Source organism: Streptococcus moroccensis (genome assembly GCF_030812835.1).
Lineage (GTDB): Bacteria > Bacillota > Bacilli > Lactobacillales > Streptococcaceae > Streptococcus > Streptococcus moroccensis.
On the sequence record NZ_JAUSTM010000012.1, the window covers coordinates 20,304 to 44,499 of the forward strand.

The following is a 24,196-nucleotide window of genomic DNA, read 5'->3' on the forward strand; positions in this document are numbered from 1 at the left end:
TGGAATTCATGAAAATTATAAGAAAAAGGAACAATTTCACTCCTAGTCTAATGACGATCTCTAGAAAGTTACTGCTTAATAAATACAAATCGCTCTTCTGCAGTCGTCTCTAAAATCTTATACGTGTTAGGGTCGAAGGTCGTGTTCATGGGACCAGTCCAGTGAACGTAATGCATCTGATTTCCAGATATTCTAAAACCCATTTCCCAACGCATTCCTGATCCGCCTAAATTAAAGGTCGGTAACTCATAGGTTCTTAAATCCGATGTCACACGGTAAAGTCCTGGCTCAACCTCTTCGTAAGAAGTTATTGTCCCTGTTTTTGTACGACCACTCTCTTCAATGGTAATGTTGCCATTAGCATCATAGGTTGCTGTAGCTGCTCCATTAGGGGTAGTTCCCTGCCAGGTTCCCACCAGTCCAGGTGGAAGCGAGACAGCAGCAGGATTTGCCGAAACGGCACTGTCTCCCATCGTTGCATACATTTCCCCTGATTCCGTCCCTGCAGCAACATAGCGACGGAGCTTGGAGTCATTAGCAATATAAGAAACCCAGACAAAACCTTCTCTGGTTTCTTTCTGGTCAAAAGTTACCTGATCACCACGCCTCAAGGTCGCTACAACTTGACCTGATTTGCTGGGTGTATCTCTAACATTTAAGACATCAACGGTTACGGTCATTGTGCCTTGGGCACTAGCTTTGTCAGCCGTGTCAGCCGTGGCTTCTTTATGGGCCGGTGATATATTGGTCCAGGTTAAAGTATCGAGATCCAAAACGTCTGAATCACTGACGGTATCCGTTTTTTCAAGGCTATCTCCTGCTGTTGAAAAGCGATAGCCATAGGAAACACCTTGATCCGCACCTCCGCTACCGTAATAAGAAAAGGTCCCGTCTTGTAGAGCAATCAAGGTCATCCGCTCCCCGATCATATTGAGGCTTAATTCCTCATTGGTCAAGCGCTTAAGGTCATTGTCTTTGGTAATGGTATATAAGTCCGTAATCATCGGTGATTTAAAGAGTTTACTTGGTAAGAAAGCAATCACTAACTCTTCGATACCATTGCCATCAAAATCATAGTAAGCATAGCCTGTATCCGTTTCATAAGTGGAATAATAACTGGTCGTTAGGAGATTGATGGTTTGGTCTGCTTGATCGTTTTCCAAGGCCGTCTTATAGCGGTCAATAATAGGCTGGTAGAGGGTTTTATCCACCTCTTTTTTGTCACTACTTTGACTTGTCGTTCTTTCAGTAGTGTTTATTGATGTTTCTTGCTTTGTCGGCTCGACCATTTCGTTACGGTTAACTTGTGTCAACACAAGCGCAGCGACAATCGCACCGCCTCCGAGTAATCCTAGAAGGCTTTTTTTAGACAATCCCATACTTTTTTCCTCATCTTTACTAAAATACTATACCAGTATACCACTTTCTTATAGCAAGAACAAGGTCATCCTCACTTAAAGTGACTCTCCAGTACTTTCTTTGGTATAATTGAGGTAACGCATACATTCAGGAGATTAAAAATGACAGCAGTTCAAGATAAAATTGTTCTTATAACCGGTGGAGCAAAAGGTATTGGTGCTCAGATGACGACTACTTTTCGGGAGGCTGGAGCCCGTGTCTACACCATGGACTTGACAGCTCCAGCTGACTTTATTGGCGATTTGGCCAAGCAAGCAGACCTCGAAGCCTTTGCGAACTTTGTTCTTGAAAAACACTCTGGCATCGATGTCCTCATCCACAATGCTGCCCCTCTCATGAAGGGGATTTCAAGCGCTAGCTACGAAGACTTCACCTATGCCCTTCAGGTCGGGGTGGCCGCTCCCTTTTACCTGACCAAGCTCTTTAAAGACCATCTTAATCCCGGCGCCAGTATCCTCATGCTCTCATCGAGTCGAGACCGCATGAGTCAGCCTGAGACTGAGACCTATACTGCTGCAAAAGGCGGGATTGCCGCCCTCACTCATGCCTTGGCGGTTAGCCTGGCTGGCAAAGCCCGGGTCAATAGTATCTCACCTGGTTGGATCGACACGGCAGGGGAGGAGCAAACTCTGACAGACCACATGCAGCACCCTGCTGGCCGCATTGGGCGACCTGAGGATATCGCTAATTTAGCCCTCTTTCTCAGTTCTGAGCAGGCCGGCTTTATCACTGGTGAGAACATTACCGTTGATGGTGGCATGACAAGGCTCATGATCTACCATGATGATCAGGGATGGACCTACCAGAAAGATTAACTGCTCACGTATACCAGAAAACCCAGAATGTCAAATCGCATTCCGGGTTCTTTTTTATATCGTCTAATAATCACCACGAATATGGTCATGTACCTGACTCCAGTAAAACTCAGATAGGGTCACAAGTTCTTTTTCGGTGAAAGGCTTGGTGTCTGCCGCCTTGAGATTGGCATCAATCTGGGCAATGGACTTAAAGCCAGGAATCACAGTCGTGACCCCTTCTTGCTGGAGAATCCACTTTAGGGCCGCATCAGCCATGGTTCCTCTGTCATCCGCAATCCACTTAAGCTGGTCCACTAAGTCAATCGCTTTTTCAAAGGGAAGGCCACCGAAGGTTTCGCCAACGTTAAAGGCTGCGCCGTCACGGTTATAATTGCGGTGGTCATTTTCAGGGAACTGGCTATCCTTTGTGTATTTACCCGTCAAGAGACCGCTAGCAAGGGGTACACGCGCCAAAATCCCTACATTTTGCTTGGCCGCTTGTGCAATCATCTCCTTGACCGGCTTCTGGCGCAGCAAGTTGACAATCACTTGGAGACTACTAGCCTTGGTATTGTCAAGCACAAACTTACCTTGATCATCGGTTTCCACACTGACACCGTAGTAACGGATTTTGCCTTCTTGTTTCAGGGTTTCAAGCACTTCAAAGACCCCTTGATCCGTCAGGACTTCGGTGCTCGGACAGTGAATTTGATAGAGGTCAATGGCCTCCGTCCCCAAGTTGCGAAGACTGTTCTCACAATAGGCCTTGACCTTATCATAGGTATAGTTAGAAAGGTCCGCAAAGTTATCGCGTCGCCCAAACTTGGTCGCCACATAAACATCTTCAGAACGTTCTTTGAGAACCTGTCCAATCAAAGTTTCACTGCGACCCGCACCATAAACGTCGGCGGTATCAAAGAAATTAACGCCTTGGTCAATGGCATGGTGGAGTGATTGGATCGCATCTTCCTTTGAGACATCGCCCCAATCCCCACCGATCGCCCAGGTCCCAAAACTCACCTCACTGACCTTCATGTCTGTGTTGCCCAATTGGTTGTATTTCATAAAAGTCTCCTTTGATTGTTTTTTTAAAATACTATTTGATACGATACTATTATACCATCTTTAAAAATGAGTCTTATTAACCAGCTTGACTTTGCTCAAAATGAGCAACTGCTCCAATCAAATTAGCCTGATTACGGTACTGGCATATCCGAATATCTGGCTGAATATCATCAGCATGGGTTTGTTTTAATAAGATTTCAACTTCTTTTTGAATACGACTGAGCAAGTCTGATCTCTGAGAAATGCCTCCTCCAAGCACAATACAATCCGGATCAATGGTCACTAAAATATTATGCAATCCCTGGGCAAGACCTTTATAGAAACCATCAATGGCTTCTAAAGCTTCTTGATCACCAACCGCAGCTAGATCAAAAATCTCCTCTGTCGTCACTAAATTTTGATGCTTTTGTTGAAACGTCTTGGTCATGACAACAGGACTGCCTAATTTGCTAAGGGTATCTTCTTTGTTCAGCAACATATAGCCCAACTCACCACCAAAAAGATGTTTCCCCTTGATGAGCTGGCGATTGATGACAAGCGCTCCGCCAATACCAGAGCCTATGACCATGAAATAGCAGTTATTCACAGCCTTAGCCGCTCCATAATGGACCTCTGCAAGAGCCGCACAGTTGGCATCATTTTCCATACTAACAGGCAAGCCTAAGAGTTCTTCTAGCTCTGCTACAATCGGAAAATGATGAATATAGTCTAAGGCACTAATGCCACCGATAATCCCAGTAGTGGTATCAACCGCTCCAGGAGCACTAAAAGCAATTCCTTTTAGTCCATAATCTGACTCAAATTGACGTTTCACTATCAATAATGAGTTTTTCATCTCTTCCCAAGTTGCTGGAGTTGGAAAACTTCCACTCTCAGTAACTGTCTCATCTTCCCAGAGGCCATACTTGACAGCTGTCCCTCCAATATCGAATGCTAAAATAGCCATCTTCTTTCTCCTTTTTCGATTGCTAATTTTTAATATGTTTAAACCCCTAGATAAATTTCCCTTCAATAGCTTTAAAATTTTTTCAAAAATACAAAGGAAGCTGAGCAAAAACGCATCAGCTTCTATTGTTTAGCGGTAACTATTTTTTAGTCTGCTTCAACTTATAATAAGAGAAAGCCACTGTCAACAATCCCATTATGAGTAAACTATAGCCTTCTGCAAAAGGATGCATCGCAATCATCAGAAAGCCTACCGCCATTAAAAAGGTTAACCAACTTCCCTTTTGCATAGATTTCTCCTATTCTTCAATAACCACCTGCTTGTAGGATACGTTTCTTATCGATATCGCCATATTTGGTTCAACTAATTCCATCAAGAATGCTTGGCAATCAAGTCCTTGTACCAGAAATAGCTATCTTTTTTATAGCGTGTCAAAGGGCCACCTTCTTCTTCCTCACGGTCCACATAGACAAAACCGTAGCGTTTTTGGTAGCCGTTGAGCCATGAAAGCAAGTCTGTATAAGACCAGGTGCAATAGCCAAGGACACGGACACCTTCTGAGATGGCTGCTTCAATCTCGTCCACGTGTTTTTGCAGGAAATCAATCCGATAATCATCGTGAATAAGGTTATCTTCAGTCTTCTTGTCATACTCACCGAGGCCATTTTCTGTAATCAGAATCGGAACATCATAGCGGCTAGTCAAACGTCGCAAGGCAATGCGAAGACCGGTTGGGTCAATTTCCCAGTCCCAGTTGGTCCGTTCAACGTGCGGATTGGCTACGCGTTTGAACATGCCAGGAAGGCCACCTTCTTCTCCGCTGCCTTTTTCACCTGTGGTATTCATCTTTCCTTGACCAACCCCATCAATTGGATTAAATTTAATGGTATTAGACTGGTAATAGTTAATGCCAAGGAAATCAGGCTTGGCAGATGCCAGGAGTTTCATATCACCTTCTCGGATATCCAGGTCTACGCCCTGCTTCTCCAAATAAGTCAGGATAGCTCTAGGATAGCGTCCGAGCAAGTAGACATCCAACCAGAAATGAGCATTGAGGTCTTCTGCGTTTTCACTGGCCAGGACATTTTCAGGCAAAGCATCAAAGCTATAGCTTGGAGAATAGGCAAAGCTCGGTCCAATCTGACCTTTCATGCCCATATCATGGAATTGCTTGATAACCGTCGCATTGGCCAAGTTAGCAATATGGTTAGCTCGGTACATACGTTGACTATCGGTTACCCCTGGTGGATGGGCTGCTAGCTGATAGCCCAGGCTCATAAAGACATTTTGTTCATTCAAGCTAACCCAATACTTGACCTTATCACCAAAGCGTTCAAACAAAACCTTGGTATAAGCCGCGAAGTCATCGATGACTTGACGTGACTCCCAGCCACCGTATTCATCTTGCAAGCATTGTGGCAGATCCCAGTGATATAGCGTCACAACAGGCTCGATACCATAGCTCAATAACTCGTCAATTAGGTTCTCATAGAACTGAATCCCCGCTTCATTGACAGCACCGCGGCCTTCTGGAAGAATCCGTGTCCAAGCCACTGAGAAACGATAGGCTTTCAGACCTTGATCTGCCATGAGTTTGACGTCTTCTTTGTAACGATGGTAATGATCGACAGCTGTTTGACCGGTAGTCCCTTTGAAGGTTCTGCCAGGCTCTTGGACATAAACGTCCCAGATGGAGAGAGACTTGCCGTCCTCGTCCCAGGCTCCCTCAACCTGATAGGCTGCCGAAGCAGAGCCCCATAAAAAATCCTTTGGAAATGTTTGTAACATATGTGTTCCCTTTCTTTCTCTTAGATATATCCTAAGGTTTTGCTTTTAAGTGACTAATAAGATAATCCAAGCGTGATTTCATTTGTTTTTGCATCCTTTTTTTGAGAAATGGATAGAGAAGCTTGTAATTCAAACCTTGTAGGCGTCCGTCTGCCTCCATCTCTTCACGATAAGTGACCTGAGTTTCCGCACCTTGCTCCTCCATTTCATAGACAACCAAACTCTCTCCACGATTAGACTTCAGTTGAACCTTATAAAGACGAGGAGACTCCAGTTCTAGAACTGTCACCTTCACCTGATTGCTTTGGTTTTTGCCAAATGATTTGATAAAGGAAAATCCAGGCTGGATATCAGATAAGGCTAGCTCTTTTCCTGTATTCTGGCGACAGTCCTCCCTAAACTGATCTAGTAAAAAAGTGAATAATTTTTGCCTATCCACATGATAGCGTCCTTGAACCTCCATACTACCCTCCTCGGCATTCCTTTCTCACTTTATCCATTTCTTTGTAGACATCGATCACTTCCTTAGCCATATCAATAAAGGTTAAAGCGGTCATCAAATGATCCTGACCATGAACCATGAGAAGTGACAGTTCAACGGTATCACCAGACGCTTCTTGTGTGAGTAAGTCTGTTTGAGAACGATGGGCAACGTTTAAGGCTGCCGTAGCATCTTTTAGTTTTTGATCCGCTTCTTCAAAATCATAAACTTTAGCAGCACGAATGGCTTCAACAGCATTGCTCTTAGCATCACCACCATGCATAATCAATCCCATAATTGCTTCTAAATGCTGTGTCATTAGATTCCTACCATTTCTAGGGCTGTGCCCAAAACCTTCTCGCCGTTCATTGTGCCATAAGCTACCATATCAATAGCATCCACCTTGATATCAGGCTCAAACTTCTCTTTATATTGTTTCACCATGAATTTAACCTGAGGGCCTGTCAAGAGAACATCAATGTGTTGCTTAGCCACCTCAGCATCAACTTCAGAGACTGGCACAGCAAATATAGTTGCCTCTAAGCCCTTAGCTTCTGCAGCTTTTTGCATCTTACTAACCAGCATACTGGTTGACATCCCAGCATTACAAACAAGCATAATGGTTACCATATTAATTTCCTCCTTTTAATTGTGCATTTAAGAATGGTAAAAATTGTAATCTGAAGGTTTCAAAGGTGGGACATTGAGATAACCTCTCTAAGTTCAACGGATCTTCCATCCATTGCACAAAGGACGGAGAGATGTATTTCAAAGCTTTCGCATCCTGTTTTGAAGGAGATATTAAAGCCGTGAATCTTACATCTTGGTGATCTTGATCCCAGATTAGTCCATTTGGAGTCAATACCACAACTATCTCTGTTTTTAACCCAATCGAAACGCTAGGATGTGGAAAAGCATAGTGTTCTTGAAAAACAACACTTCCCAGTTGCTCCCGCATCGCTAGTTGATTCTTAAAGTGACTTTTAAAATCCTCTAATCCAACATCTGTTATCCTATCCAAGGCCAATTCTAGAATGTCTTCTCGTATCATCCTTGCTTCTTGAACAACTACAAATTGGGAGCTATCAAAAACGGAGTCAAATATCTCCACCGCTTCAGAAGAAATGCTGTTTCCCGCTTTCTTACTTATATCTGTATTTCTTCGAGCACGAAGATTTAAAAATCTTTGAATTTTGTTGATGTCATCATCCAAAAGCAAGGCATTAACTTGAAGTACAGGAACAGGAAGCATAATAGCATCCAAATTGACCGTTGATAAAACTAGGTCAATCCCATCCAAACTAACATCAGCCAATTCATAATAACTGATAACATCTACAATATCCAACTGCCTAGCAAATAAATGTTGCAGACGATTCATCAACATTTGCGCACTACCATATCCAGTTGCACAAATAACAAGTACTCGTTTGCTTCCATCCTGACGCAAGCGTTGAACGCTACTGATGACATGTAGTGCAATGTAGGCCCACTCATCATCGTTGATAGAGTATGATGCAAGTAATGGCATGGTGACAAATGCTTCTTTGACGATGATCAGTTCAGAACCATAATGTTCTCTCAAGTCCTCTAACATCGGATTTTCCATGACAATCTGTGATTCTAATCGAATCAGTAGAGGGGTAAAATGGGCAATCAGACCTTGTAAGAGTGCTGTATCTTTTGTTAGAGGAAGTTCAAAAATGTCAGAAAGCCTGCTCAAGCATGCTTGAATTTCAGATTGTAGCTGTGCCTGAACCTTAGGTTTCTGCCCTCCATGAGATTTTCCCATAAGATGTAAAGAAATGTATTTTGCTTCCGCTTCAGGAAATATAATAGCAAATCGCTCTTCTAATTGCGTTAGTATTTCTCGAGCCACTTGATAGGAATGCTCATCAGGTTCAAGAGGGGTAGAATAATCAAATTCAAAACGTCTGTTTGTTTTGAGGCGTTTGAAGGATAAGGCAATATGTAACACTAAGTTTTGAATCGCATAATCAGACATTCTGACATTATTTTGCCGACAAACCTGCCAGACTAGAATTGTCAAATCTTCCAGAGATATTTCCTCCAGAATATTGTCCGCCTCTAATTGTGATATAAAATCTGCTTCCTTGGCTTGAGGGAAAAAGTACCCAATTAAAAAACGCCTTTGTTTTTCTTCTGGTCCTTCAACAGTTAGCCCCTTATTATGTTTCGCGACAATCTGAATATCATACTGTTTCAATTGTTGGCGAAGACTATTTAGACAGGCTAAAACAGTCGCCCGACTCACAAATAACTCTTGGGTTAACTGATCAACTGTTAGATAAACTTCTTCAAAAAATAACCGATTCAAAATATAGTGTTCACGATCTTTTGGCGTTTCAAGTCTTCTGGCATCAAAGCTGTGCTCTTGAAACTCTTCCTCGTTTTGAAGAAATTGGTAGAACGTATACTTATCCTCAAGAATGAGTTGATACCCCTGCCCTCGCTTACGCTCTAATCTAGCACCTGAGTTTTGAAGCCCTTCTGAGAGTGTTACGATTGATTTACGTAAGGTCCGGGATGTAATTGACAACTCTTTGGCTAGTAGCTCTCCCGTAAGAGTAAAATCTTGGTGTTGTGTTAAAAGTTTGAGTATCTGCCACTCGCGTTTTGCTAACATGCGACACCTCCTTCTTCTCCATATTTTATTATATATTGAAAACGCTATCTTTGGTAGTACCAATTATTCCTTTTTAAAAAGGAAATTTTCTAAACTAGTCTTTAAATTTGAGGCAGTACCATCTATTTTCTCCATAAAAAAGGACAGAAGATTGTCAATATCATCTCTGTCCCTTTCCCGTCAGATAAATGTTTCGATCTCGATTGAACAGACATTTTCTAGACTAATTATTATTTAAGTGATTCCTGAAACGCCTCAACAGCTTCATTCAAGACCATCCCCTTGAATTTCTGCGCACTGATCCACTGGCCTCTGATGTCAGCGTCCACAAAGCCTCCTAGAATCATTCCAGGAATCACTGTGTCAACCGCATGGCTAGCATTTGGACCACCGAGGTCTGTACGGATCCAACCTGGATCGGCAACATTGAGGGTTACATTATGACCCGCCAATTTTCCGGCATAATCTTTAGTGATTTTGTCGAGTGCGCCTTTCGAAGCCGCATAAGCACCTTGTTCAGGCTGATTCTTAATGCCACTGGTCGTGTTGACAATACGACCAAAGTCACGCTCTAACATGCCTGGCAAGAAAGCCTCGATTAAAATCATCGGTGCAATGACATTGACTTGGTAAGACCAGATATAGTCCTCAGTCGATACAGCCCAAGGATTTTCTTGAGATTTGGGCTGAACACCGGCATTGTTAAACAAAAGGTCGATAGTGACTTTGTCAAGAACGGTTTTGGCCATTTGGCGCACCGCTTGCTCATCGGACAGCTCAGCCTCAACAGCAAAAACTTCCACACCCAGTGCAGCTATCTCAGCCACTAGACTCTCGGTATGTTGAAGCTCTCGACTGTGAACCACTAGGTTGGCCCCTTCTTTCGCTAAGGCTAAAGCCATTTCGCGTCCAATTCCTCGACTGGCCCCTGTTACTAAGGCCCATTTCCCTTTAATATCCATTATTGTCATCCTTAAAAGTTTGTATGGTCTGGATCAGCTTGTTGGCTCACCCCTTGCACACGGTCCAACTGCTCGATGTCACCAGATTCAAGCTCGAAATCAAAGACATCTAGGTTTGAGGTGATGTTAGCAGGCGTTACAGACTTAGGCAATGGCAAGAAACCTTTATCAAGAGACCAGCGAAGGGCTACTTGAGCAATCGATTTGTCATATTTTTCAGCTAGCTTACCGACCAATTCATTTTGGAAGATAGACCCTGTTCCAAGTGGGCTGTAGGCTTCCAGAAGAATGTTATGTTTCTGACAGAAGGCATCGAGCTCTTCTTGTGGGCAACCTGGGGCCAAAAGCACTTGGTTAACATGTGGTTTCACTTCAGCGGTTTCAAACAAGGCTTCCAAATGGTGAACCATGAAGTTTGAAACCCCAATAGCGCGGATTTTGCCAGCATTATAGGCTTCTTCCATAGCTTTCCAGACACCTGCATTACGTTCTTTAAAACCAACAGTTTCGCGCGCTGCAGCTGGGTTTGGCCAGTGGATCAAAAGAAGGTCGATATAGTCAACGCCAAGTTTTTGAAGAGATTCTTCAATTGAGGCACGCGCTGACTCATAATCATGATGCGCATTCCAAACCTTTGTCGTTAAGAAAATATCCTTGCGTGACAAGCCACTGTCAGCAATTGCACGGCCAACGCTGGCTTCGTTTTTATAGGCTTGAGCTGTGTCAATATGGGTATACCCAACTTTGAGGGCGTGAGCCACTGCGTTATAGGCCTCATCGCCGTCTTTCATTTGCCAAGTCCCAAAACCAAGTTTTGGAATCGTAACGCCATTTGATAAGATATAATGTTCCATGTTCTTCCTCTTTCTTTTTGATAGTTAGTCGGCTTAGAAGGTCATTTCTTCAAAGCAAGCTAAGATGATCGCTTCAACATCTGAAACGCTCAAGTTAACAAATTTATCGCGCTCAAGACCGCCATGAAGAACAGCTTTCTCGCTCATTTCCAAGACCAATTCCTTGGTTTCAATCCCTACTTCTGGCAAGGTCATTGGGATTTCCAAGTCTTCATGGAGGAAGCGATAGGTTTTCTCAACAGCTTGACGAGCTAGTTCCTCATCAGAGCCTTCTGTTAAGCCCCAGACATTGCGCGCATAGGTCGCGAGTTTGGCATGGGATTTATCGTCCTTATCGATACAGAACTGCATCCAACGCGGAGTCAAAACAGCAAGACCGATACCATGGGTGATGTCGTAATAGGCTGATAACTCATGTTCGATTGCATGGCAGGTCCAACCACCACTCCGGCCACGAGCCACTAGACCATTAAGAGCTAACGTTGATGCCCAGAGGAGGTTGGCACGTGCATCGTAATTGTCAGGTTCCTTGATCGCTACCGGTGCATGCTTGATAATGGTCTTCATCACCCCTTCAGCAATCCCATCTTGAACGTCTACTGCAGGCGTATGGTTAAAGTACTGCTCATAGAGATGGCTCATCATATCGGCAGAGCCAGCAGCTGTTTGCCATTTATTAACCGTAAAGGTCAAGGTAGGGTCTAAAAACGATGCCCGTGGAATCAAGTCCCAGCCACCTGTCCCCAATTTTTCATTGGTCTCAGGATTTGAAATGACGGCATTGCGGTTCATCTCTGTTCCTGTCGCAGCTAAGGTCAAAATATCGACAATAGGAACAGCCTTCCCAATCTTACTACTGTCTAATACCAAATCCCAAGCGTCACCGTCATAATAAACACCACCTGCAATCACTTTTGAGGCATCAACAACAGAACCACCACCGACAGCAAGAATCACATCAAGATCATTCTCACGGATCAAGCGAACACCCTCACGGACAGAGTCAATCCTAGGATTGGGCTCAATTCCTGCTAATTCCACAAAGGTAAAGCCATTGTCAGTCAAGAGGTCAACGACCTTGTCGTAAAGGCCTGAGCGCTTAATTGAGCCACCACCGTAGGCCAGCAAGACACGTTTCCCAAGTGGTGCTAACACTTCTGGCAATTCGCCCAAGCGGTCTTTTCCGAATCGAATATCTGTCGGAATCTGTAATCTAAAATTTTCCATATATTACTCCTTTTTCAAAACTATTGGTTAAACATAATGGTTTCAAAATCAAAAACATCAGGCAAATGGTGAGAAATTGAATACTCAAAGACCCGACAATCATCCAGACTGCTGATCTGAGACACCTCCATTAAAAAATCGGTCTCCGTCAGTTGCATTTCCTGTTTTTCCAAGTCATTCGGTCGCACACCTGAGACCTTAACAAAAGCGCTATATACCTTTCGCCCTAGTCCCTCTGAGATGTAGTTATAGATAGAGTTTTCGAGGTGTTCGCGCTTCAATCCAGGAATGACATCAACTGGCATGTAGGTGTACTCCATAATAATCGGCCTATCCTCTAAGACACGCAAGCGCACAATCTCATAGACAAAATCATCCGTCGACAAGGATAATTTCTCAGCCATTTCTTCTGATGGGCGCGTGACATCAAAGGTAAGCACTTTTGATGTTAACCCTTTTGGAAAATCGTGCGACGTTCCTTTTAGCGAATAAAGATGGGGGCGCTGCGTCGCTTTCCAATCTCTGACCAGAGTCCCAGCCCCACGGCGCCTCAAGATATAACCTTCTGTCACCAGAACATCCAAGGCTTGCTTCAAGGTCATCAAGCTGACTTCGTATTCCTTAGCAAGTGTTGAGCCGTCTGGAAGCAGACTGTTCACAAGATAGACCTCATCTCGTATCTTTTCCCGAATGGCCTCTGCAATTTTAAGGTATTTGGGTTTTACCTTACCGATAACAGGCACCTCCTTCTTCCATTTTTCTTTATTATACGCTTTCATTTTTTAAAAGTCTAGTCTTTTAATGTTTCAGTTCTATATTTTTATAAAAAATCAGGACCCTGAAAGCCCTGATTGTCGTCTTTTATTGTAATTCTGCTTCATCTGGTAAGTATGACCCACCAAAGAATTCTTGGCTAATCTCTTCGAGTTTGCCCGTCTTGTATAACTCTTGAAGCGCCTGATTAAAGGCTTCTTGCAAATCGTTTTGGTCATCCGCAAAAATGAAATAGTTCATCGGATTGCCCTTCGTTTCAATTTCAACAACCTTGAGATCAAGCTCTTGTTCTCTAATAATATTTTCAATGGAAACTTTGTCAAAAATCAAATAATCAAACTGTCCTGCCTCTAGGTCTATCAGGCGCTTGGTGACATTTTCGCCAGAATACTCAACGACTGAAGGATTATCCGAATGGGCTTGACTCCACTCTTCAACCAGCTGAGCGGTCGACGTCCCTGTATCATCACGAGTTGTTTTACCCCCAATATCATCTAAGGATGTGATTGGTGAGTCTGGTACGACCGCCATAACCATGGGATTGGTCGCAATCGGCAAAGAATAGAGATATTTTTCCGCCCGCTCAGCAGTGTAGCTTAAATTGTTGGCAGCGATTTGGTAGTGTCCGCTGTCAAGACCGATAAAGATACTTTCCCAGGCTGTTTTCTTATAGGTGAATTGGTAATCGGCCAGCAACTCATCTGCGGCTTTTAACACCTCAATATCATATCCTGTAAGGTCATCCCCCTCCTCGTAAGAAAAAGGTCTGACATCACCTGCTGTTGCCACAACGACTTCTTTTGCACCGTTAGCCCTTGATTCTGCTGTCGGGTTTGATTGGCAAGCACCTAAAACGAAGCTTGCTGCTAGAGTCACACCTAGCCATAATGTCTTTTTTCCCATTTTAGTCCTCCTTCTTCCATCATACCATCTCCTCTTCTTTTTGGATAATAGAGATTTCCAATGGCTTTGATAGAAAAACATTATCAGGAATAGCCCTAAAACGTTACTCTTTTTCAGCAGTAGCCCTATCGCACCACCTTTTCCTTCGGCATAGGCATTAAAGTGATTAAAGCGTTTGGAGGGCTTCACAAAAAATAGCCTAGCCTAACCTAGAGTTTCCGTCACTATCATTTCCTTTTAGGTATCAAAAAGAGCTGGAAATAAACTTCCAACTCTCAATTTTTATGAAATCCTGTTGAGGGTTTGCTCAATATGCGCAATCGATTTGTCACGCCCCAAGAGATAAATGGTGTTTGGCAATTCTGGGCCATGCATTTCACCTGAGACAGCAATCCGAATCGGCATAAAGAGTTTTTTCCCTTTGATGCCTGTTTCTTTTTGGACAGCCTTAATTTGCGGTGAGATGTTCTCAGGCAAGAAGTCAGCATCCGTCATGGCTTCCAGATTAGCCTTAAAGGCTGTCAGAACCGTCGGCACGGTTTCAGCGGCCATGACTTCTTTCTCAGCGTCACCTAGTTCTGGGAAATCAGAAAAGAAAAGGTCGGTTAAAGCGACGATTTCATCAGCTGAGGTCATTTGTGGCTTGTAAAGCTCCACCAATTTCTCAGCCTTATCGGTCAAGCGCCCTGCTTCTTCAAGATAAGGTTTACAAAGGGCAAAAACCGTCTCCAAATCAGCATTCTTGATGTAGTCATTGCTCATCCAATCCAGTTTCTTCTGGTCAAAGGCAGCTGGAGATTTGCTGAGGCGGTTCTCATCAAACAGCTCAATCAACTGCTCCCGGGAGAAGATTTCTTCTTCGCCACCAGGATTCCAACCGAGAAGAGCGATAAAATTGAAGACCGCTTCTGGCAGGTAGCCTTTTTGGCGGTAATCTTCAATAAACTGTAAAGTATTGGTGTCGCGTTTGGATAGTTTTTTCCCTGTTTCAGAGTTGATAATGAGGGTCATGTGTCCAAAGGCTGGTGCTTCCCACCCCATGGCTTCATAGACCATGAGCTGTTTTGGCGTGTTGGCAATATGGTCGTCCCCACGAATCACATGGGAAATTTGCATGTCATGGTCATCGACCACAACCGCAAAGTTATAGGTTGGGTAACCATCTTTTTTCTGGATAACCCAATCGCCACCAATATTGCTACCTTCAAAGGTGATTTCACCCTTGACCATATCAACCCACTTGTAGATACCAGCTTCATTGACAGCCAAACGGACCGTTGGGACAATGCCTGCTGCTTCCCGCTCGGCGATGTAGGCTGCTTTTTCGTCATCAGACATCCCCAAGTATTCGTTGATGTAGCGCGGTGTCTCTCCTGCTGCTTCTTGGCGTTCGCGTTCTGCAGCCAATTCTTCCTCAGTCACATATGACTTATAGGCCTTGCCTTCCGCTAATAATTGATCAATAACCTTTTGATACACGTCGAGACGTTCGGATTGGCGGTAATTGTCATGGGTTTCTGGGCTCTCATCCCAGTCAATTCCCAACCAACGCAAGTTCTCAAGTTGCGAACGTTCGCCATCTTCGACATGACGCTTGCGGTCTGTATCTTCAATACGGATGACGAAGGTCCCCCCATGATGGCGGGCATAAAGGTAGTTAAATAAAGCTGTGCGGGCATTACCGATATGCAATAACCCAGTTGGACTTGGTGCGTAACGCACACGAATTGGCTTAGTCAATTACTGTTCTCCTGTTCGTTTTCAATCGTTTCTATTATAGCATAGTTTAGACCATTTGGGTTGGTCTTGATTCATTTATTTGGAAAAGTGAAAACGAAGCCATCAGACCCCGTTTTTGTGATTTTTGCTTTGCGTATCAACCTTAACATTACTGGGCGTAATCGCCACCATCAACACCGTAATACTCTTCTAATGTCAAACCTGATTGGTAAATGTCTGTTGCTTCTTGCCCAATGTAGCGAACATGCCAGCTTTCAGGCATATAGCCTGTTACAGATTCTTTTTCTGGCAGGTAGCGGACCACAAAACCATAATGGTGTGCGTTGTCCCGAAGCCAAGCGGATGCTTGTGGTTCTTCCAGTAAATTCCCAGCAGCATCTGTGAGGTCAAAGGCTAAACCCGTTTGGTGCTCACTATAGCCAGGCCTTGCAGAATAACGATCCGCTGCGGACTGGCCATCTCTAGCCACATAATCCTGGTAGAGTTGCGTTTGCGTTTCGTAACTTCTAAAGCCACTATACCCATAAGAAATGCTGAACCCTTGGGCCATCATATCCGCTTGTAACTGTTGAAAAGCAGCTAAGGCAGTGGGGTTTTCACCAGGAGTATAGCTAGCGGGTAGAGGGTGCCTTTTATTAACGATGATAATCTCATCACCGTACTTGCCCGTCACACTATAATAAGTCCCATTATTGACCGCTGTTGAGCCACTAGAGTTATCTGCCGCATCAGACAATCCCGTTGAAGACGATTGATCTGAATGAGAATCTTCTGATGCGTCTGTGTTTTGAGACGAAGATGTTGCCTTTGACGTTGATTTAGTCGCTTTTTGACTCGTTTTGGCTGAAGAGGACGCCTTGGTCTCCTCAGATTTGCTCGTGCAGGCTACTAGAGTCAACAGGGTTAGGCACGTTAAACCTAAGCTGGCGTATTTTTTCATATCGTCTCCGTTCGTTTTGCAAGATTTCTGTTCTTATTCTAACACTGTATCCCTATTAATTCAAGGTTTTTCCGCTCTTTTTCATTCTCTATTTTTTCGAACAGCAGACGAGCCATTATACAAAATTCTATCTTCACAGGGCTTTTGAAAACACAAAAAAAGAGCACACACCTTACCTCGCTTAGGGCTGCTGGATTCCTCCCCTGACCCACTTCACGCAAAGATGTTGCTCCGGAATCTATTATATCATAAATTAACAAATACGCAAGTCTCATAGAGCTCCAGCTGAAAGGGGCACTAGTCCAGCTTTTTCTGTTCTCGTCTGGCCTTAAAAAAAGACCGCATCACATCAGCACAAGCTTCTTCTAAAATACCCGTCTCCACCTCGACCCGGTGATTGAGACGCTCATCCCTCAAAATGTCATAAAGGCTACCCGCTGCACCAAACTTGGCATTGGCTGCCCCATAAATGACTTTTGGAATGCGGGCTAAACCGATAGCACCGCTACACATGACACAGGGTTCAATGGTCACAAACAAAGTGCAATCCAAAAGTCGCCAATTGCCCACATGGGCATTGGCCTCAGTAATCGCCATGATTTCAGCGTGCATAACCGCCTGATTGAGCTCCTCACGCGCATTGTGCCCGCGACCGATGATTTGCCCGTCTTTGACAATAACACAACCGATAGGGATTTCGTCCTTGGCCAAAGACTTCTCAGCTTCCTTTAAGGCTTCCCGCATAAAGCCTTCTTTTTCTTCAAGAGTGTATTCCATAAGGCTATTCTATCAGATTTTCTTGACTTTGTAAGCCCCTATGCTATACTTAGCTATAAAATAACCCGCCGAAAAGGAATGCCTATGACCTGTATCTTTTGCCACCTCCAGCACGAATCCCCTCTATTTGAAACAGAGCATTTTTACCTGGTCTTTGACATCGACCCTATCCAGACAGGGCATTTGCTGATTATCGCTAAAGCGCATTTGGCCAATCTGACGGACTTATCTGATCTAGCTGCGCTAGAGCTTTTACAGATCCAAAAACGGTTAATTGGTGCCCTTTATAAGCTCTATCCAGACTACAACTGGACCTTCGTCTGTAACAATGGGCAACTCATGGACCCAGGCACACACCTGCATGTCCATGCCATTCCCAGACAAACGGGTGATGGTTTCTGGGAGAGCGTTTCGCCAAAAGCTCTAGACCTAGACAAAGCAGCGTTAGTTCAAGCACTGCAAGATAGCTAATGAAGGATAGGAAGGAAATGAAACAGATGAAACCCATCATTCCCAAATCCCCTGATGTTCCTGATTTGAGCGCAGAGGACATCCTCTTTTTAACAGAGGTCACCTTCGGCCCATCTATAGCTCCAAGTCCTTGTGATGTTCTCTTTGTCTTTAGCGGGACTCATCCCGGGCATTGGGAAAAGGCTATCGAAGCCTATCAAAAAGGCCTTTACCAGACCATCCTTGTGACAGGTGGCCGGAGCCTAACAGGAACGCCACATCCCGACTGGACTGGTGAGACAGAGTCCGATATCATCATCCATCATCTCTTGGCCGCAGGGGTGCCAGAGTCTGTTATTATTTCAGAGAAAAAGTCTACCAACACCCTTGAAAATGTCACTTGTGCCAAGCAGGTCTTTGATTTTGCTCAGATTAGCTCCCTCCTTTTTGTCTGCAAGGCTCACGCTACTGGCCGCCAATGGCGGACCCTGACCAAACACCTGCCCGCTCATATTACGATTGTCCCTTATGCCTTTGACACCATTTATCAGGGCCTTCCTATCACACGAGACAACTGGATGACTACTGCTACTGGACGCTCCCGTGTCTGGGGCGAGTATCTGCGAATTGTCCATTATGGGAAAAAAGGCGATATTACACCCTTAGAAGATTAAAACACCCCTCCATTAACGAGAACCGGAGGGGTGCGTATGATTTAACCTGATTAGGTTAGTGTGACTGTAAAGGTCGTCGTGCTCGTAAAGGTGTCACCTACTTTAAGGGCAATGTCGCCAAAACCAGGATTAACCAGAGCATCCGGCAAAAGCTGTGTCTCTAAGGTAAAGGCACCGTGAGGGACAATCTCACGTCCGTCTGCTACAGGCCAACCATAGGTATAGATAACAACAGATGGCAGGTCTGTGTCCAAGGTCAAGCTAACCTTACCATCAGAGGATTTCGCTTCCACTTGAGGAGCATCTCCATCTAGCGCCCAAGCGTGATCATAGCCTTGTGCGATCTGATGCTGTAGGTCATCGCGATGGAAGCCTTGGCCAATCGGTGCAAAGTCACGAAAATCAAAGACAGTTCCAGCAACCTCTTCCAAATGCCCTGCTGGCGTATTATCCTCTTTAAGTGGTGCGTACTGGTTGGCCTTAATCTTCAATTTGTGATGATCAATCACCTTGGTCACATCGCCATCCAAATTAAAGTAGACGTGGTTGGTCGGATTAAAGACCGTTTCTTTTTCAGATACCCCTTCGACACGATAGGTTAAGGCATTACCAACCAGCTCGTAGATGACCTTGACGGCAATCGGTCCAGGGAAGCCATTTTGCCCATCTGCTAAGACGGTTGTGAACGCTAGAGAAGAATCCCCCAAAAGTTCTGTGTCCCAATAGGCCGTGTGCAAGCTTTCTGGACCACCATGAAGGTTGTTACCTTTTTCATTGGCGGTTAGAGCGAAAGTCTCCTCGCCTAGAGTAATCTCAGCCCCAGACAAGCGTCCTGCAACTGGCCCCACCATAGCACCGATATAGATGTCTTCCTGACGGTAGGCCTCGTCACTTGCATAGCCCACAACGATATTACGTTTGCCATCAAGCGTAGGCACCCAAAACTCAACGATACGAGCCCCAAAGTTGGTCAGAGCTACTTCCACTCCTGTTTCACTTGTCAAGCGATAAAGTTTGGATTGCTCTGCTCCAAAATCACTAACTGTAACTGTCATCCTATTCTCCTTCTGATTTTTAAAAGGACTTCCAACCTTTAGGTGGAAGTCCTTTTCTTATTAGGCTTATCTTTAGTATAGCGCTTTCTTTTAAAAATGTTAACTAAAGACCAGATTTTTTTGGTTTTTATTCATCTTCATCGTCTTCGTCATCAGACGCATTTAACAAATCATTGACCTTCTTGGTATTGGTTGTCGCAAAGACCACCAAGTCCTCATTCATACCAACCAGTTCATTATTAATAAAACCAATAACCATAGGCATGCTCATCCCTGCATAAAGTTCGAATTCACGCCCTTCTAGCAGCAAGCGAGATGCAACGTTGCAAGGCGTTCCACCGAGCAAGTCAGCAAAGATGACAAACTCATCAAAGTCCTTGATAACTTCTTCTAACTTGGCACGAAAATCATCCGCTCCCTCAGAAGGTTCAAGCACAACGGTATGAATGTTATCTTGAGGTCCCATCAGCATTTCTGTACTGGCTTTTAGTCCTTCGCTAAATGACCCATGACTGATTAACACTAATTGTTTTGCCATAGTCTACGCCATTCCGAACAAGAAGTGACCAATGAAAGAGAAGCCTACTGCTAAAACAATGATGATTAAGATAGCTTTGGTAGACGTCATGCCTTTACGACCGAGGAGCCAGAAGACAAATCCAGTGAAGAGCGCTGGTACAAGACGAGGGAAGATAGAGTTGAGCAAGTCTTGAATGTCGATTACTTTTTCACCGATTTGAGGCATCCAAGATACTTCGAAGTTAATCATAGTGGCAATCAATGCACCAACCATGAATACCCCCATAACAGTAGCCGCATCAACCAAGGCATTCAAGCGATCACGCATTGTCGTGATCAATTTAGTTCCTTCACGGTATGCAATTTCCAACTGTTTCCAACGGAAAACGTTGATAGCCATAGCAGCTGCTACCCAGAGTAAAATTCCGACTGGGTTACCTTGTGCTGCTAGAGTTGCTGCGATAGTACCCATAATAGCTGGAACGAGAGACCCAAAGATAGAGTCACCGATTGGGGCGAATGGCCCCATGAGACCTGTCTTAATACCGTTGACCGCATCCTTAGACGCTACCCCTTCGTTTTCTTCGAGGGCAAGGTCAATACCAGTGATGATAGTATGGAAGAAGTTTGACGTGTTGAAGAATTGCGTATGCATCTTCATCATTTCTTTTAATTCAGGTGTGCCATCTCCATACATTTTACGAAGTTGTGGCAAGATGATGTAAAGGTAACCTGATCCCTGCATCCGTTCGTAGTTCCATCCTAATTGGTAGGTAAAGAGACTACGTTTGTTGATTTGATTAAAATCTTCTTTTGTTAATTTGTAATTAGATTTCGTCATCTTCAATTTCCCCACTTTCTACGTTAGAAGTAGTTGGCGCTACAACTGTGCGTTGGCTGTTTTTGTAATGAAGCACTGCAAGCAAAGCACCGATAATCGCAATACCAATCATTGGAAGGCCTTTGAAGTTGTTGCTAAAGGCAAGAGCACCATCTTCTGGAAGCAATTCGTTGATTGGAGCAAGGTAGCTCGCAACAGTACCACCCAAGGTTTGAATGTTAGAGTAGATAACAGTCAACATAGCTGTGATACCGAAACCTGCTGCCAAGTAGTGAAGATTACGTTTAACTGGTAAGTAGTGAAGCAAGATAGCAAACCCGAGACCTGGAAGCATACGACCTGCAAGTGTCAAACCATTTGCAAACCATTGAACACTTGCAATCCAGTCAACAACTGTTTGAACAAAGCCACCACCGAGCGCTAAGGCAAGGAATACTGGAAGGGCACGAGACAAGGCCCAAGGAATGGCACCGAGCAAGTAGTTACGCTCAATACCTTTGTAGTCGAAACGTTCAACTGCTGCATCCACACGGTGAGCGAAGTAAGTTGTGGTCATACGACCCAAGATATCAGTGTAAACCAAGAGAGCTGCTACCGGAACGGCGATTGTCGTTACCGCTAACTCAGGATCAATTCCTTGTGCTACTGAGAAGGCAGTTGCCAATACCGCACCTGATGTTGCGTCAATACGAGAAGCACCACCAAAGGTACCAACCCCAAGAACCATGAGCTGCAAGCTAGCCCCAATCGCAAGACCGGTTCCCATATCACCCATGATAAGACCGGAAATAAATCCTGCAAACACTGGCGAACCAGCAGACGATACGATGGTCAACTCATCACAGATTTGATAAGCTGAGTACAACGTGAGTAAAAGTATTTGCCACCATTGAATCATGATGTATCCTCCTAAAAATTTTTTGAATGATTCCGAAAGTAATTATCTCACCTTATCAAGCAATGGCATGAAAGGTTTTGCAGTGTCACCTGGTACCATTTGGGCATAGAGGTTAACACCTTTGGCTGCTAGCGCATCAAAGTCTGCAATGTCCTTAGGCTCAACGTTAATAGAGCGTGTCACAGATTTCGTGTTAGCATTTTGGGACATGTTCCCGACATTTAACTCTGGTAGCGGAACACCCCGTTCTAAAAGACCTAAGAAACGGTCCGGTTTACGAGCCACAATCAAGAGCCGTTGGCTATCGTATTTGCCAGCTAAGATATTAGTAGCAGCTTTGTCGACAGAAAGGATTGAGAGTTTGACACCTGGTGGTGTTGCTAGCTTCAAACCAGACTTCTCAATGTCATTGTTAACCACCTCATCATCAACCACCATAATGCGACTGATGTTGAGTTTTGTTGTCCATAGATTGGCGACTTGTCCGTGAATGAGACGTCCGTCAATCCGCGTTGCAATAATTGCCATAGTTAGGCCTCCTCCATTTGTTTATAGTGATGGGTTTTGACTAAATGAATACTTTGGGCTGCCTGTCCCTCTGTTTCAAAAATGATAATCTCATTTTTGCCTTCCCTTAAGAACCCTTTAGGAATATAGAGAGAAAGAATTGGACCGACATTCCAGAAACGTCCTAAGTTGACACCGTTGATAAAGGCGACTCCTTTACCAAACTCTGCTAGGTCTAGATAAGTGTCTTCAAGGTGATCAAGGTCAACCTCGTATCGATAAAAAGCTGGTAGACCTTCTTGCCACTCGCCGCTAAAATCAATTGCTTCAACATTATCCAACGGGAGAGAATACTGTTTCCATCCTGTTAGGAAGTGCAGGTCTGCCATGACCCCTTGCCGTAAACCTTTTCGTTGGGTGTCTGCCAAAAGTTTGTGTCCATAGTTGACGCGCCCCATATTTTCCATGAGGACATCTAGCTGACTCCTACCCTCCTTAAGCTGATACATGATATCTTCACCAATTTCAGCTTGATACTGGGTAGCGATATGTTTCTCATTGATAAAGAATTGGGCACGGTCACGACCATCGATCAAGCGGAAGCGTTCTGCTTCTTGCTTATCATTTTCAACTGCCGTCCGGTAAAGGAGATACCCTGTTGACTGGCCAAGCTTTTCCATAGTCAGTGGGTAAACCGTTTCAATCGGGTGAGCTAGCGTGTCTAGCGTGCTAAAGAGACTGACTTTGTCTTTGAGAGGGATACCCGCCTTTTCAATGCTTTCTTTGACAAGAGGCTCTTGCTGCTCGATATCTGGAAAGACTTCCTGAAGCATCTCCTTGAGAGCAAAGTATTTGGCAGTTGGGTTTCCTTGCTCGTCGAGCGGTGCGTCGTAATCGTAAGAGGTGACTTGTGGTAAATCAGTAACTCCTCTTGCGGAACACCCGTTCATAAATCCGAAGTTTGTCCCACCATGAAACATATATAGATTAATCGATCCGAGTTCTATACATTCTCTGACTGCTTCTGCTAACTCTTTAGGATCTCGCCGGATAATTGGTTCTTTCCAACGATTAAACCAGCCATCCCAGAACTCCATGCACATGAGTGGCCATTTCTTACCATGCTCGTCAAAGAAATCCTGCATGTCCTTAAAATTGAGCCGTGCCTTAGAGCCGAAGTTCCCTGTTGTCAGAATATCATCCTCAATCATCGACCCTGCTCGTAAAGTAGCACGCCAAGGGCCATCCGACGTAAAGAGGGGAACAGTGATACCACGTGTTGTCATCAAGTCTTTAAGAGCTCTCAGGTATTTTTTTTCTTCCCCAAAAGAGCCATACTCATTTTCGACTTGCATCATCAAGATATTACCGCCATGGTCAAATTGCCTTTTGACAAGCTTAGGCAAGAGAACATCATAGTAGTCCGCGACATGTTTTAAGTAGTCTGGATCGGATGTTCTAATCCTAATATCTTCATTAAGTAGCCACGCTGGTAGGCCACCAAATTCCCATTCTGCACAGATGAAGGGGGACGGTCTCACAATCGCATATAACCCCAAGTCGCGAGTAATATCTAGAAATCTTTCTAAGTCTAGAATGCCATCAAAGTTAAATTGTCCTTTTGACGGTTCGTGAAGGTTCCAAGCCACGTAAGTTTCAACAGTATTGAACCCTAGGGCCTTAAGATTGTATAAAGAATGATACCAATCATCTGGATGAATTCTAAAATAGTGGATAGCCCCCGATAAAATTTTAAAGGACTCCCCATTCAAATAAAAGTCATCCGATACTTCAAATTTTATCACTCGGCACCTCCTTTTTTAATTTTAGATAGCGCTTTCGTATATCAATATAGTATCCAATCTTTCTTTAAAAGTCAATATTGTTTTTTAACATTTTTAGTTTTTTTAATTGCTTTTTTCACTTTTTATG

The 24,196-nt window shown here is 44.1% G+C and carries 26 protein-coding genes and 1 other RNA gene; 3 read left to right on the plus strand and 24 right to left on the minus strand.

Annotation, left to right across the window (positions count from 1 at the left end; genetic code table 11):
• Window positions 1-68: 68 nt before the first annotated feature.
• Window positions 69-1,379, minus strand: coding sequence for an SH3 domain-containing protein (locus J2S23_RS06740; protein ID WP_307121984.1), 1,311 nt, complete (start codon window positions 1,377-1,379; stop codon window positions 69-71).
• A 141-nt stretch (window positions 1,380-1,520) separates the two neighbouring features.
• Between J2S23_RS06740 and J2S23_RS06745 the strand changes: the two genes are divergently transcribed.
• Window positions 1,521-2,234: an SDR family oxidoreductase gene (locus J2S23_RS06745; protein ID WP_307121985.1), complete on the plus strand. Its 714-nt coding sequence runs from the start codon at window positions 1,521-1,523 to the stop codon at window positions 2,232-2,234.
• Window positions 2,235-2,297: 63 nt separating this feature from the next.
• Here J2S23_RS06745 and J2S23_RS06750 read toward each other — a convergent pair whose 3' ends face one another.
• The 17 genes from J2S23_RS06750 to tadA all read right to left on the minus strand — a co-directional run bounded on the left by J2S23_RS06750 (window position 2,298) and on the right by tadA (window position 17,320).
• A complete protein-coding gene (locus tag J2S23_RS06750) occupies window positions 2,298-3,281 on the minus strand; it encodes an aldo/keto reductase (RefSeq protein WP_307121986.1) in 984 nt (327 codons plus the stop codon).
• Between the two features lie 76 nt (window positions 3,282-3,357).
• The gene (locus tag J2S23_RS06755; RefSeq protein WP_307121987.1) at window positions 3,358-4,227 is read right to left on the minus strand and encodes an ROK family protein; all 870 of its coding nucleotides are present in this window, start codon (window positions 4,225-4,227) and stop codon (window positions 3,358-3,360) included.
• 139 nt (window positions 4,228-4,366) lie between these two features.
• Window positions 4,367-4,516, minus strand: coding sequence for a hypothetical protein (locus J2S23_RS06760; RefSeq protein ID WP_307121988.1), 150 nt, complete (start codon window positions 4,514-4,516; stop codon window positions 4,367-4,369).
• Between the two features lie 83 nt (window positions 4,517-4,599).
• Window positions 4,600-6,015 (minus strand): glycoside hydrolase family 1 protein, encoded by a 1,416-nt coding sequence (locus tag J2S23_RS06765; RefSeq protein ID WP_307121989.1) that lies wholly within the window; start codon window positions 6,013-6,015, stop codon window positions 4,600-4,602.
• Between the two features lie 31 nt (window positions 6,016-6,046).
• Complete coding sequence (locus J2S23_RS06770) at window positions 6,047-6,478, minus strand: DUF3284 domain-containing protein (RefSeq protein ID WP_307121990.1); 432 nt, start codon at window positions 6,476-6,478, stop codon at window positions 6,047-6,049.
• Window position 6,479: 1 nt separating this feature from the next.
• Window positions 6,480-6,815, minus strand: a complete 336-nt coding sequence (locus J2S23_RS06775) for a PTS lactose/cellobiose transporter subunit IIA (RefSeq protein WP_307121991.1) — start codon at window positions 6,813-6,815, stop codon at window positions 6,480-6,482.
• A complete protein-coding gene (locus J2S23_RS06780) occupies window positions 6,815-7,126 on the minus strand; it encodes a PTS sugar transporter subunit IIB (RefSeq protein WP_307121992.1) in 312 nt (103 codons plus the stop codon). The genes J2S23_RS06775 and J2S23_RS06780 overlap by 1 nt, the downstream gene beginning before the upstream one ends.
• A 1-nt stretch (window position 7,127) precedes the next feature.
• Complete coding sequence (locus J2S23_RS06785; RefSeq protein ID WP_307121993.1) at window positions 7,128-9,143, minus strand: BglG family transcription antiterminator; 2,016 nt, start codon at window positions 9,141-9,143, stop codon at window positions 7,128-7,130.
• A 230-nt stretch (window positions 9,144-9,373) separates the two neighbouring features.
• Window positions 9,374-10,105: an SDR family NAD(P)-dependent oxidoreductase gene (locus tag J2S23_RS06790; RefSeq protein WP_307121994.1), complete on the minus strand. Its 732-nt coding sequence runs from the start codon at window positions 10,103-10,105 to the stop codon at window positions 9,374-9,376.
• An 11-nt stretch (window positions 10,106-10,116) separates the two neighbouring features.
• Window positions 10,117-10,959 (minus strand): aldo/keto reductase, encoded by an 843-nt coding sequence (locus J2S23_RS06795; RefSeq protein WP_307121995.1) that lies wholly within the window; start codon window positions 10,957-10,959, stop codon window positions 10,117-10,119.
• 33 nt (window positions 10,960-10,992) lie between these two features.
• Window positions 10,993-12,186, minus strand: coding sequence for an iron-containing alcohol dehydrogenase (locus J2S23_RS06800; protein ID WP_307121996.1), 1,194 nt, complete (start codon window positions 12,184-12,186; stop codon window positions 10,993-10,995).
• 20 nt (window positions 12,187-12,206) lie between these two features.
• On the minus strand, window positions 12,207-12,965 hold the full coding sequence (locus tag J2S23_RS06805; RefSeq protein ID WP_307121997.1) for a GntR family transcriptional regulator: 759 nt from the start codon (window positions 12,963-12,965) through the stop codon (window positions 12,207-12,209).
• A gap of 82 nt (window positions 12,966-13,047) precedes the next feature.
• Window positions 13,048-13,863 carry an amino acid ABC transporter substrate-binding protein gene (locus J2S23_RS06810; RefSeq protein WP_307121998.1) on the minus strand — a complete coding sequence of 272 codons (816 nt, stop codon included), beginning with the start codon at window positions 13,861-13,863 and terminating at the stop codon, window positions 13,048-13,050.
• A gap of 282 nt (window positions 13,864-14,145) precedes the next feature.
• Window positions 14,146-15,603, minus strand: a complete 1,458-nt coding sequence (gene gltX / locus J2S23_RS06815) for a glutamate--tRNA ligase (protein WP_307121999.1) — start codon at window positions 15,601-15,603, stop codon at window positions 14,146-14,148.
• A 148-nt stretch (window positions 15,604-15,751) separates the two neighbouring features.
• Complete coding sequence (gene ldcB, locus J2S23_RS06820; RefSeq protein WP_307122000.1) at window positions 15,752-16,543, minus strand: LD-carboxypeptidase LdcB/DacB; 792 nt, start codon at window positions 16,541-16,543, stop codon at window positions 15,752-15,754.
• A 152-nt stretch (window positions 16,544-16,695) separates the two neighbouring features.
• An RNA gene (ffs, locus tag J2S23_RS06825) (signal recognition particle sRNA small type) lies at window positions 16,696-16,781 on the minus strand.
• Between the two features lie 59 nt (window positions 16,782-16,840).
• Window positions 16,841-17,320, minus strand: a complete 480-nt coding sequence (tadA, locus tag J2S23_RS06830; RefSeq protein WP_307122001.1) for a tRNA adenosine(34) deaminase TadA — start codon at window positions 17,318-17,320, stop codon at window positions 16,841-16,843.
• 84 nt (window positions 17,321-17,404) lie between these two features.
• On the opposite strand from tadA, the gene J2S23_RS06835 reads away from it, so the two are divergent.
• Both J2S23_RS06835 and J2S23_RS06840 read left to right on the plus strand, forming a co-directional pair.
• Complete coding sequence (locus tag J2S23_RS06835) at window positions 17,405-17,791, plus strand: HIT family protein (RefSeq protein WP_307122002.1); 387 nt, start codon at window positions 17,405-17,407, stop codon at window positions 17,789-17,791.
• Window positions 17,792-17,817: 26 nt separating this feature from the next.
• The gene (locus tag J2S23_RS06840) at window positions 17,818-18,444 is read left to right on the plus strand and encodes a YdcF family protein (RefSeq protein ID WP_307122038.1); all 627 of its coding nucleotides are present in this window, start codon (window positions 17,818-17,820) and stop codon (window positions 18,442-18,444) included.
• Window positions 18,445-18,494: 50 nt separating this feature from the next.
• Here the strand turns inward: J2S23_RS06840 and J2S23_RS06845 are convergent, their stop codons facing one another.
• From J2S23_RS06845 to J2S23_RS06870, 6 genes are all read right to left on the minus strand, one after another.
• The gene (locus tag J2S23_RS06845; RefSeq protein WP_307122003.1) at window positions 18,495-19,499 is read right to left on the minus strand and encodes an aldose epimerase family protein; all 1,005 of its coding nucleotides are present in this window, start codon (window positions 19,497-19,499) and stop codon (window positions 18,495-18,497) included.
• Window positions 19,500-19,626: 127 nt separating this feature from the next.
• On the minus strand, window positions 19,627-20,037 hold the full coding sequence (locus J2S23_RS06850; protein ID WP_307122004.1) for a PTS sugar transporter subunit IIA: 411 nt from the start codon (window positions 20,035-20,037) through the stop codon (window positions 19,627-19,629).
• A 3-nt stretch (window positions 20,038-20,040) separates the two neighbouring features.
• Complete coding sequence (locus tag J2S23_RS06855; RefSeq protein WP_307122005.1) at window positions 20,041-20,859, minus strand: PTS system mannose/fructose/sorbose family transporter subunit IID; 819 nt, start codon at window positions 20,857-20,859, stop codon at window positions 20,041-20,043.
• Window positions 20,846-21,757, minus strand: coding sequence for a PTS mannose/fructose/sorbose/N-acetylgalactosamine transporter subunit IIC (locus tag J2S23_RS06860; protein ID WP_307122006.1), 912 nt, complete (start codon window positions 21,755-21,757; stop codon window positions 20,846-20,848). Before J2S23_RS06860 ends, J2S23_RS06855 begins: the two co-directional genes overlap by 14 nt.
• 42 nt (window positions 21,758-21,799) lie before the next feature.
• Window positions 21,800-22,285, minus strand: a complete 486-nt coding sequence (locus J2S23_RS06865; RefSeq protein ID WP_307122007.1) for a PTS sugar transporter subunit IIB — start codon at window positions 22,283-22,285, stop codon at window positions 21,800-21,802.
• Window positions 22,286-22,287: 2 nt separating this feature from the next.
• Window positions 22,288-24,069 (minus strand): glycoside hydrolase family 35 protein, encoded by a 1,782-nt coding sequence (locus J2S23_RS06870; RefSeq protein WP_307122008.1) that lies wholly within the window; start codon window positions 24,067-24,069, stop codon window positions 22,288-22,290.
• Window positions 24,070-24,196: the final 127 nt, after the last annotated feature.

What these genes read in the sequence shown, in the direction of transcription:
- J2S23_RS06765 (WP_307121989.1), bottom strand. Translation starts at nt 6,015, where the DNA reads ATGTTACAAACATTTCCAAAGGATTTTTTATGGGGCTCTGCTTCGGCA.
- ldcB (WP_307122000.1), bottom strand. Translation starts at nt 16,543, where the DNA reads ATGAAAAAATACGCCAGCTTAGGTTTAACGTGCCTAACCCTGTTGACT.
- J2S23_RS06840 (WP_307122038.1), top strand. Translation starts at nt 17,818, where the DNA reads ATGAAACCCATCATTCCCAAATCCCCTGATGTTCCTGATTTGAGCGCA.
- J2S23_RS06755 (WP_307121987.1), bottom strand. Translation starts at nt 4,227, where the DNA reads ATGGCTATTTTAGCATTCGATATTGGAGGGACAGCTGTCAAGTATGGC.
- J2S23_RS06760 (WP_307121988.1), bottom strand. Translation starts at nt 4,516, where the DNA reads ATGCAAAAGGGAAGTTGGTTAACCTTTTTAATGGCGGTAGGCTTTCTG.
- J2S23_RS06800 (WP_307121996.1), bottom strand. Translation starts at nt 12,186, where the DNA reads ATGGAAAATTTTAGATTACAGATTCCGACAGATATTCGATTCGGAAAA.
- J2S23_RS06770 (WP_307121990.1), bottom strand. Translation starts at nt 6,478, where the DNA reads ATGGAGGTTCAAGGACGCTATCATGTGGATAGGCAAAAATTATTCACT.
- J2S23_RS06795 (WP_307121995.1), bottom strand. Translation starts at nt 10,959, where the DNA reads ATGGAACATTATATCTTATCAAATGGCGTTACGATTCCAAAACTTGGT.
- J2S23_RS06740 (WP_307121984.1), bottom strand. Translation starts at nt 1,379, where the DNA reads ATGGGATTGTCTAAAAAAAGCCTTCTAGGATTACTCGGAGGCGGTGCG.
- J2S23_RS06850 (WP_307122004.1), bottom strand. Translation starts at nt 20,037, where the DNA reads ATGGCAAAACAATTAGTGTTAATCAGTCATGGGTCATTTAGCGAAGGA.
- J2S23_RS06745 (WP_307121985.1), top strand. Translation starts at nt 1,521, where the DNA reads ATGACAGCAGTTCAAGATAAAATTGTTCTTATAACCGGTGGAGCAAAA.
- tadA (WP_307122001.1), bottom strand. Translation starts at nt 17,320, where the DNA reads ATGGAATACACTCTTGAAGAAAAAGAAGGCTTTATGCGGGAAGCCTTA.
- J2S23_RS06810 (WP_307121998.1), bottom strand. Translation starts at nt 13,863, where the DNA reads ATGGGAAAAAAGACATTATGGCTAGGTGTGACTCTAGCAGCAAGCTTC.
- J2S23_RS06785 (WP_307121993.1), bottom strand. Translation starts at nt 9,143, where the DNA reads ATGTTAGCAAAACGCGAGTGGCAGATACTCAAACTTTTAACACAACAC.
- J2S23_RS06790 (WP_307121994.1), bottom strand. Translation starts at nt 10,105, where the DNA reads ATGGATATTAAAGGGAAATGGGCCTTAGTAACAGGGGCCAGTCGAGGA.
- J2S23_RS06845 (WP_307122003.1), bottom strand. Translation starts at nt 19,499, where the DNA reads ATGACAGTTACAGTTAGTGATTTTGGAGCAGAGCAATCCAAACTTTAT.
- J2S23_RS06775 (WP_307121991.1), bottom strand. Translation starts at nt 6,815, where the DNA reads ATGACACAGCATTTAGAAGCAATTATGGGATTGATTATGCATGGTGGT.
- J2S23_RS06780 (WP_307121992.1), bottom strand. Translation starts at nt 7,126, where the DNA reads ATGGTAACCATTATGCTTGTTTGTAATGCTGGGATGTCAACCAGTATG.
- J2S23_RS06750 (WP_307121986.1), bottom strand. Translation starts at nt 3,281, where the DNA reads ATGAAATACAACCAATTGGGCAACACAGACATGAAGGTCAGTGAGGTG.
- J2S23_RS06835 (WP_307122002.1), top strand. Translation starts at nt 17,405, where the DNA reads ATGACCTGTATCTTTTGCCACCTCCAGCACGAATCCCCTCTATTTGAA.
- J2S23_RS06805 (WP_307121997.1), bottom strand. Translation starts at nt 12,965, where the DNA reads ATGAAAGCGTATAATAAAGAAAAATGGAAGAAGGAGGTGCCTGTTATC.
- J2S23_RS06855 (WP_307122005.1), bottom strand. Translation starts at nt 20,859, where the DNA reads ATGACGAAATCTAATTACAAATTAACAAAAGAAGATTTTAATCAAATC.
- J2S23_RS06865 (WP_307122007.1), bottom strand. Translation starts at nt 22,285, where the DNA reads ATGGCAATTATTGCAACGCGGATTGACGGACGTCTCATTCACGGACAA.
- J2S23_RS06860 (WP_307122006.1), bottom strand. Translation starts at nt 21,757, where the DNA reads ATGATTCAATGGTGGCAAATACTTTTACTCACGTTGTACTCAGCTTAT.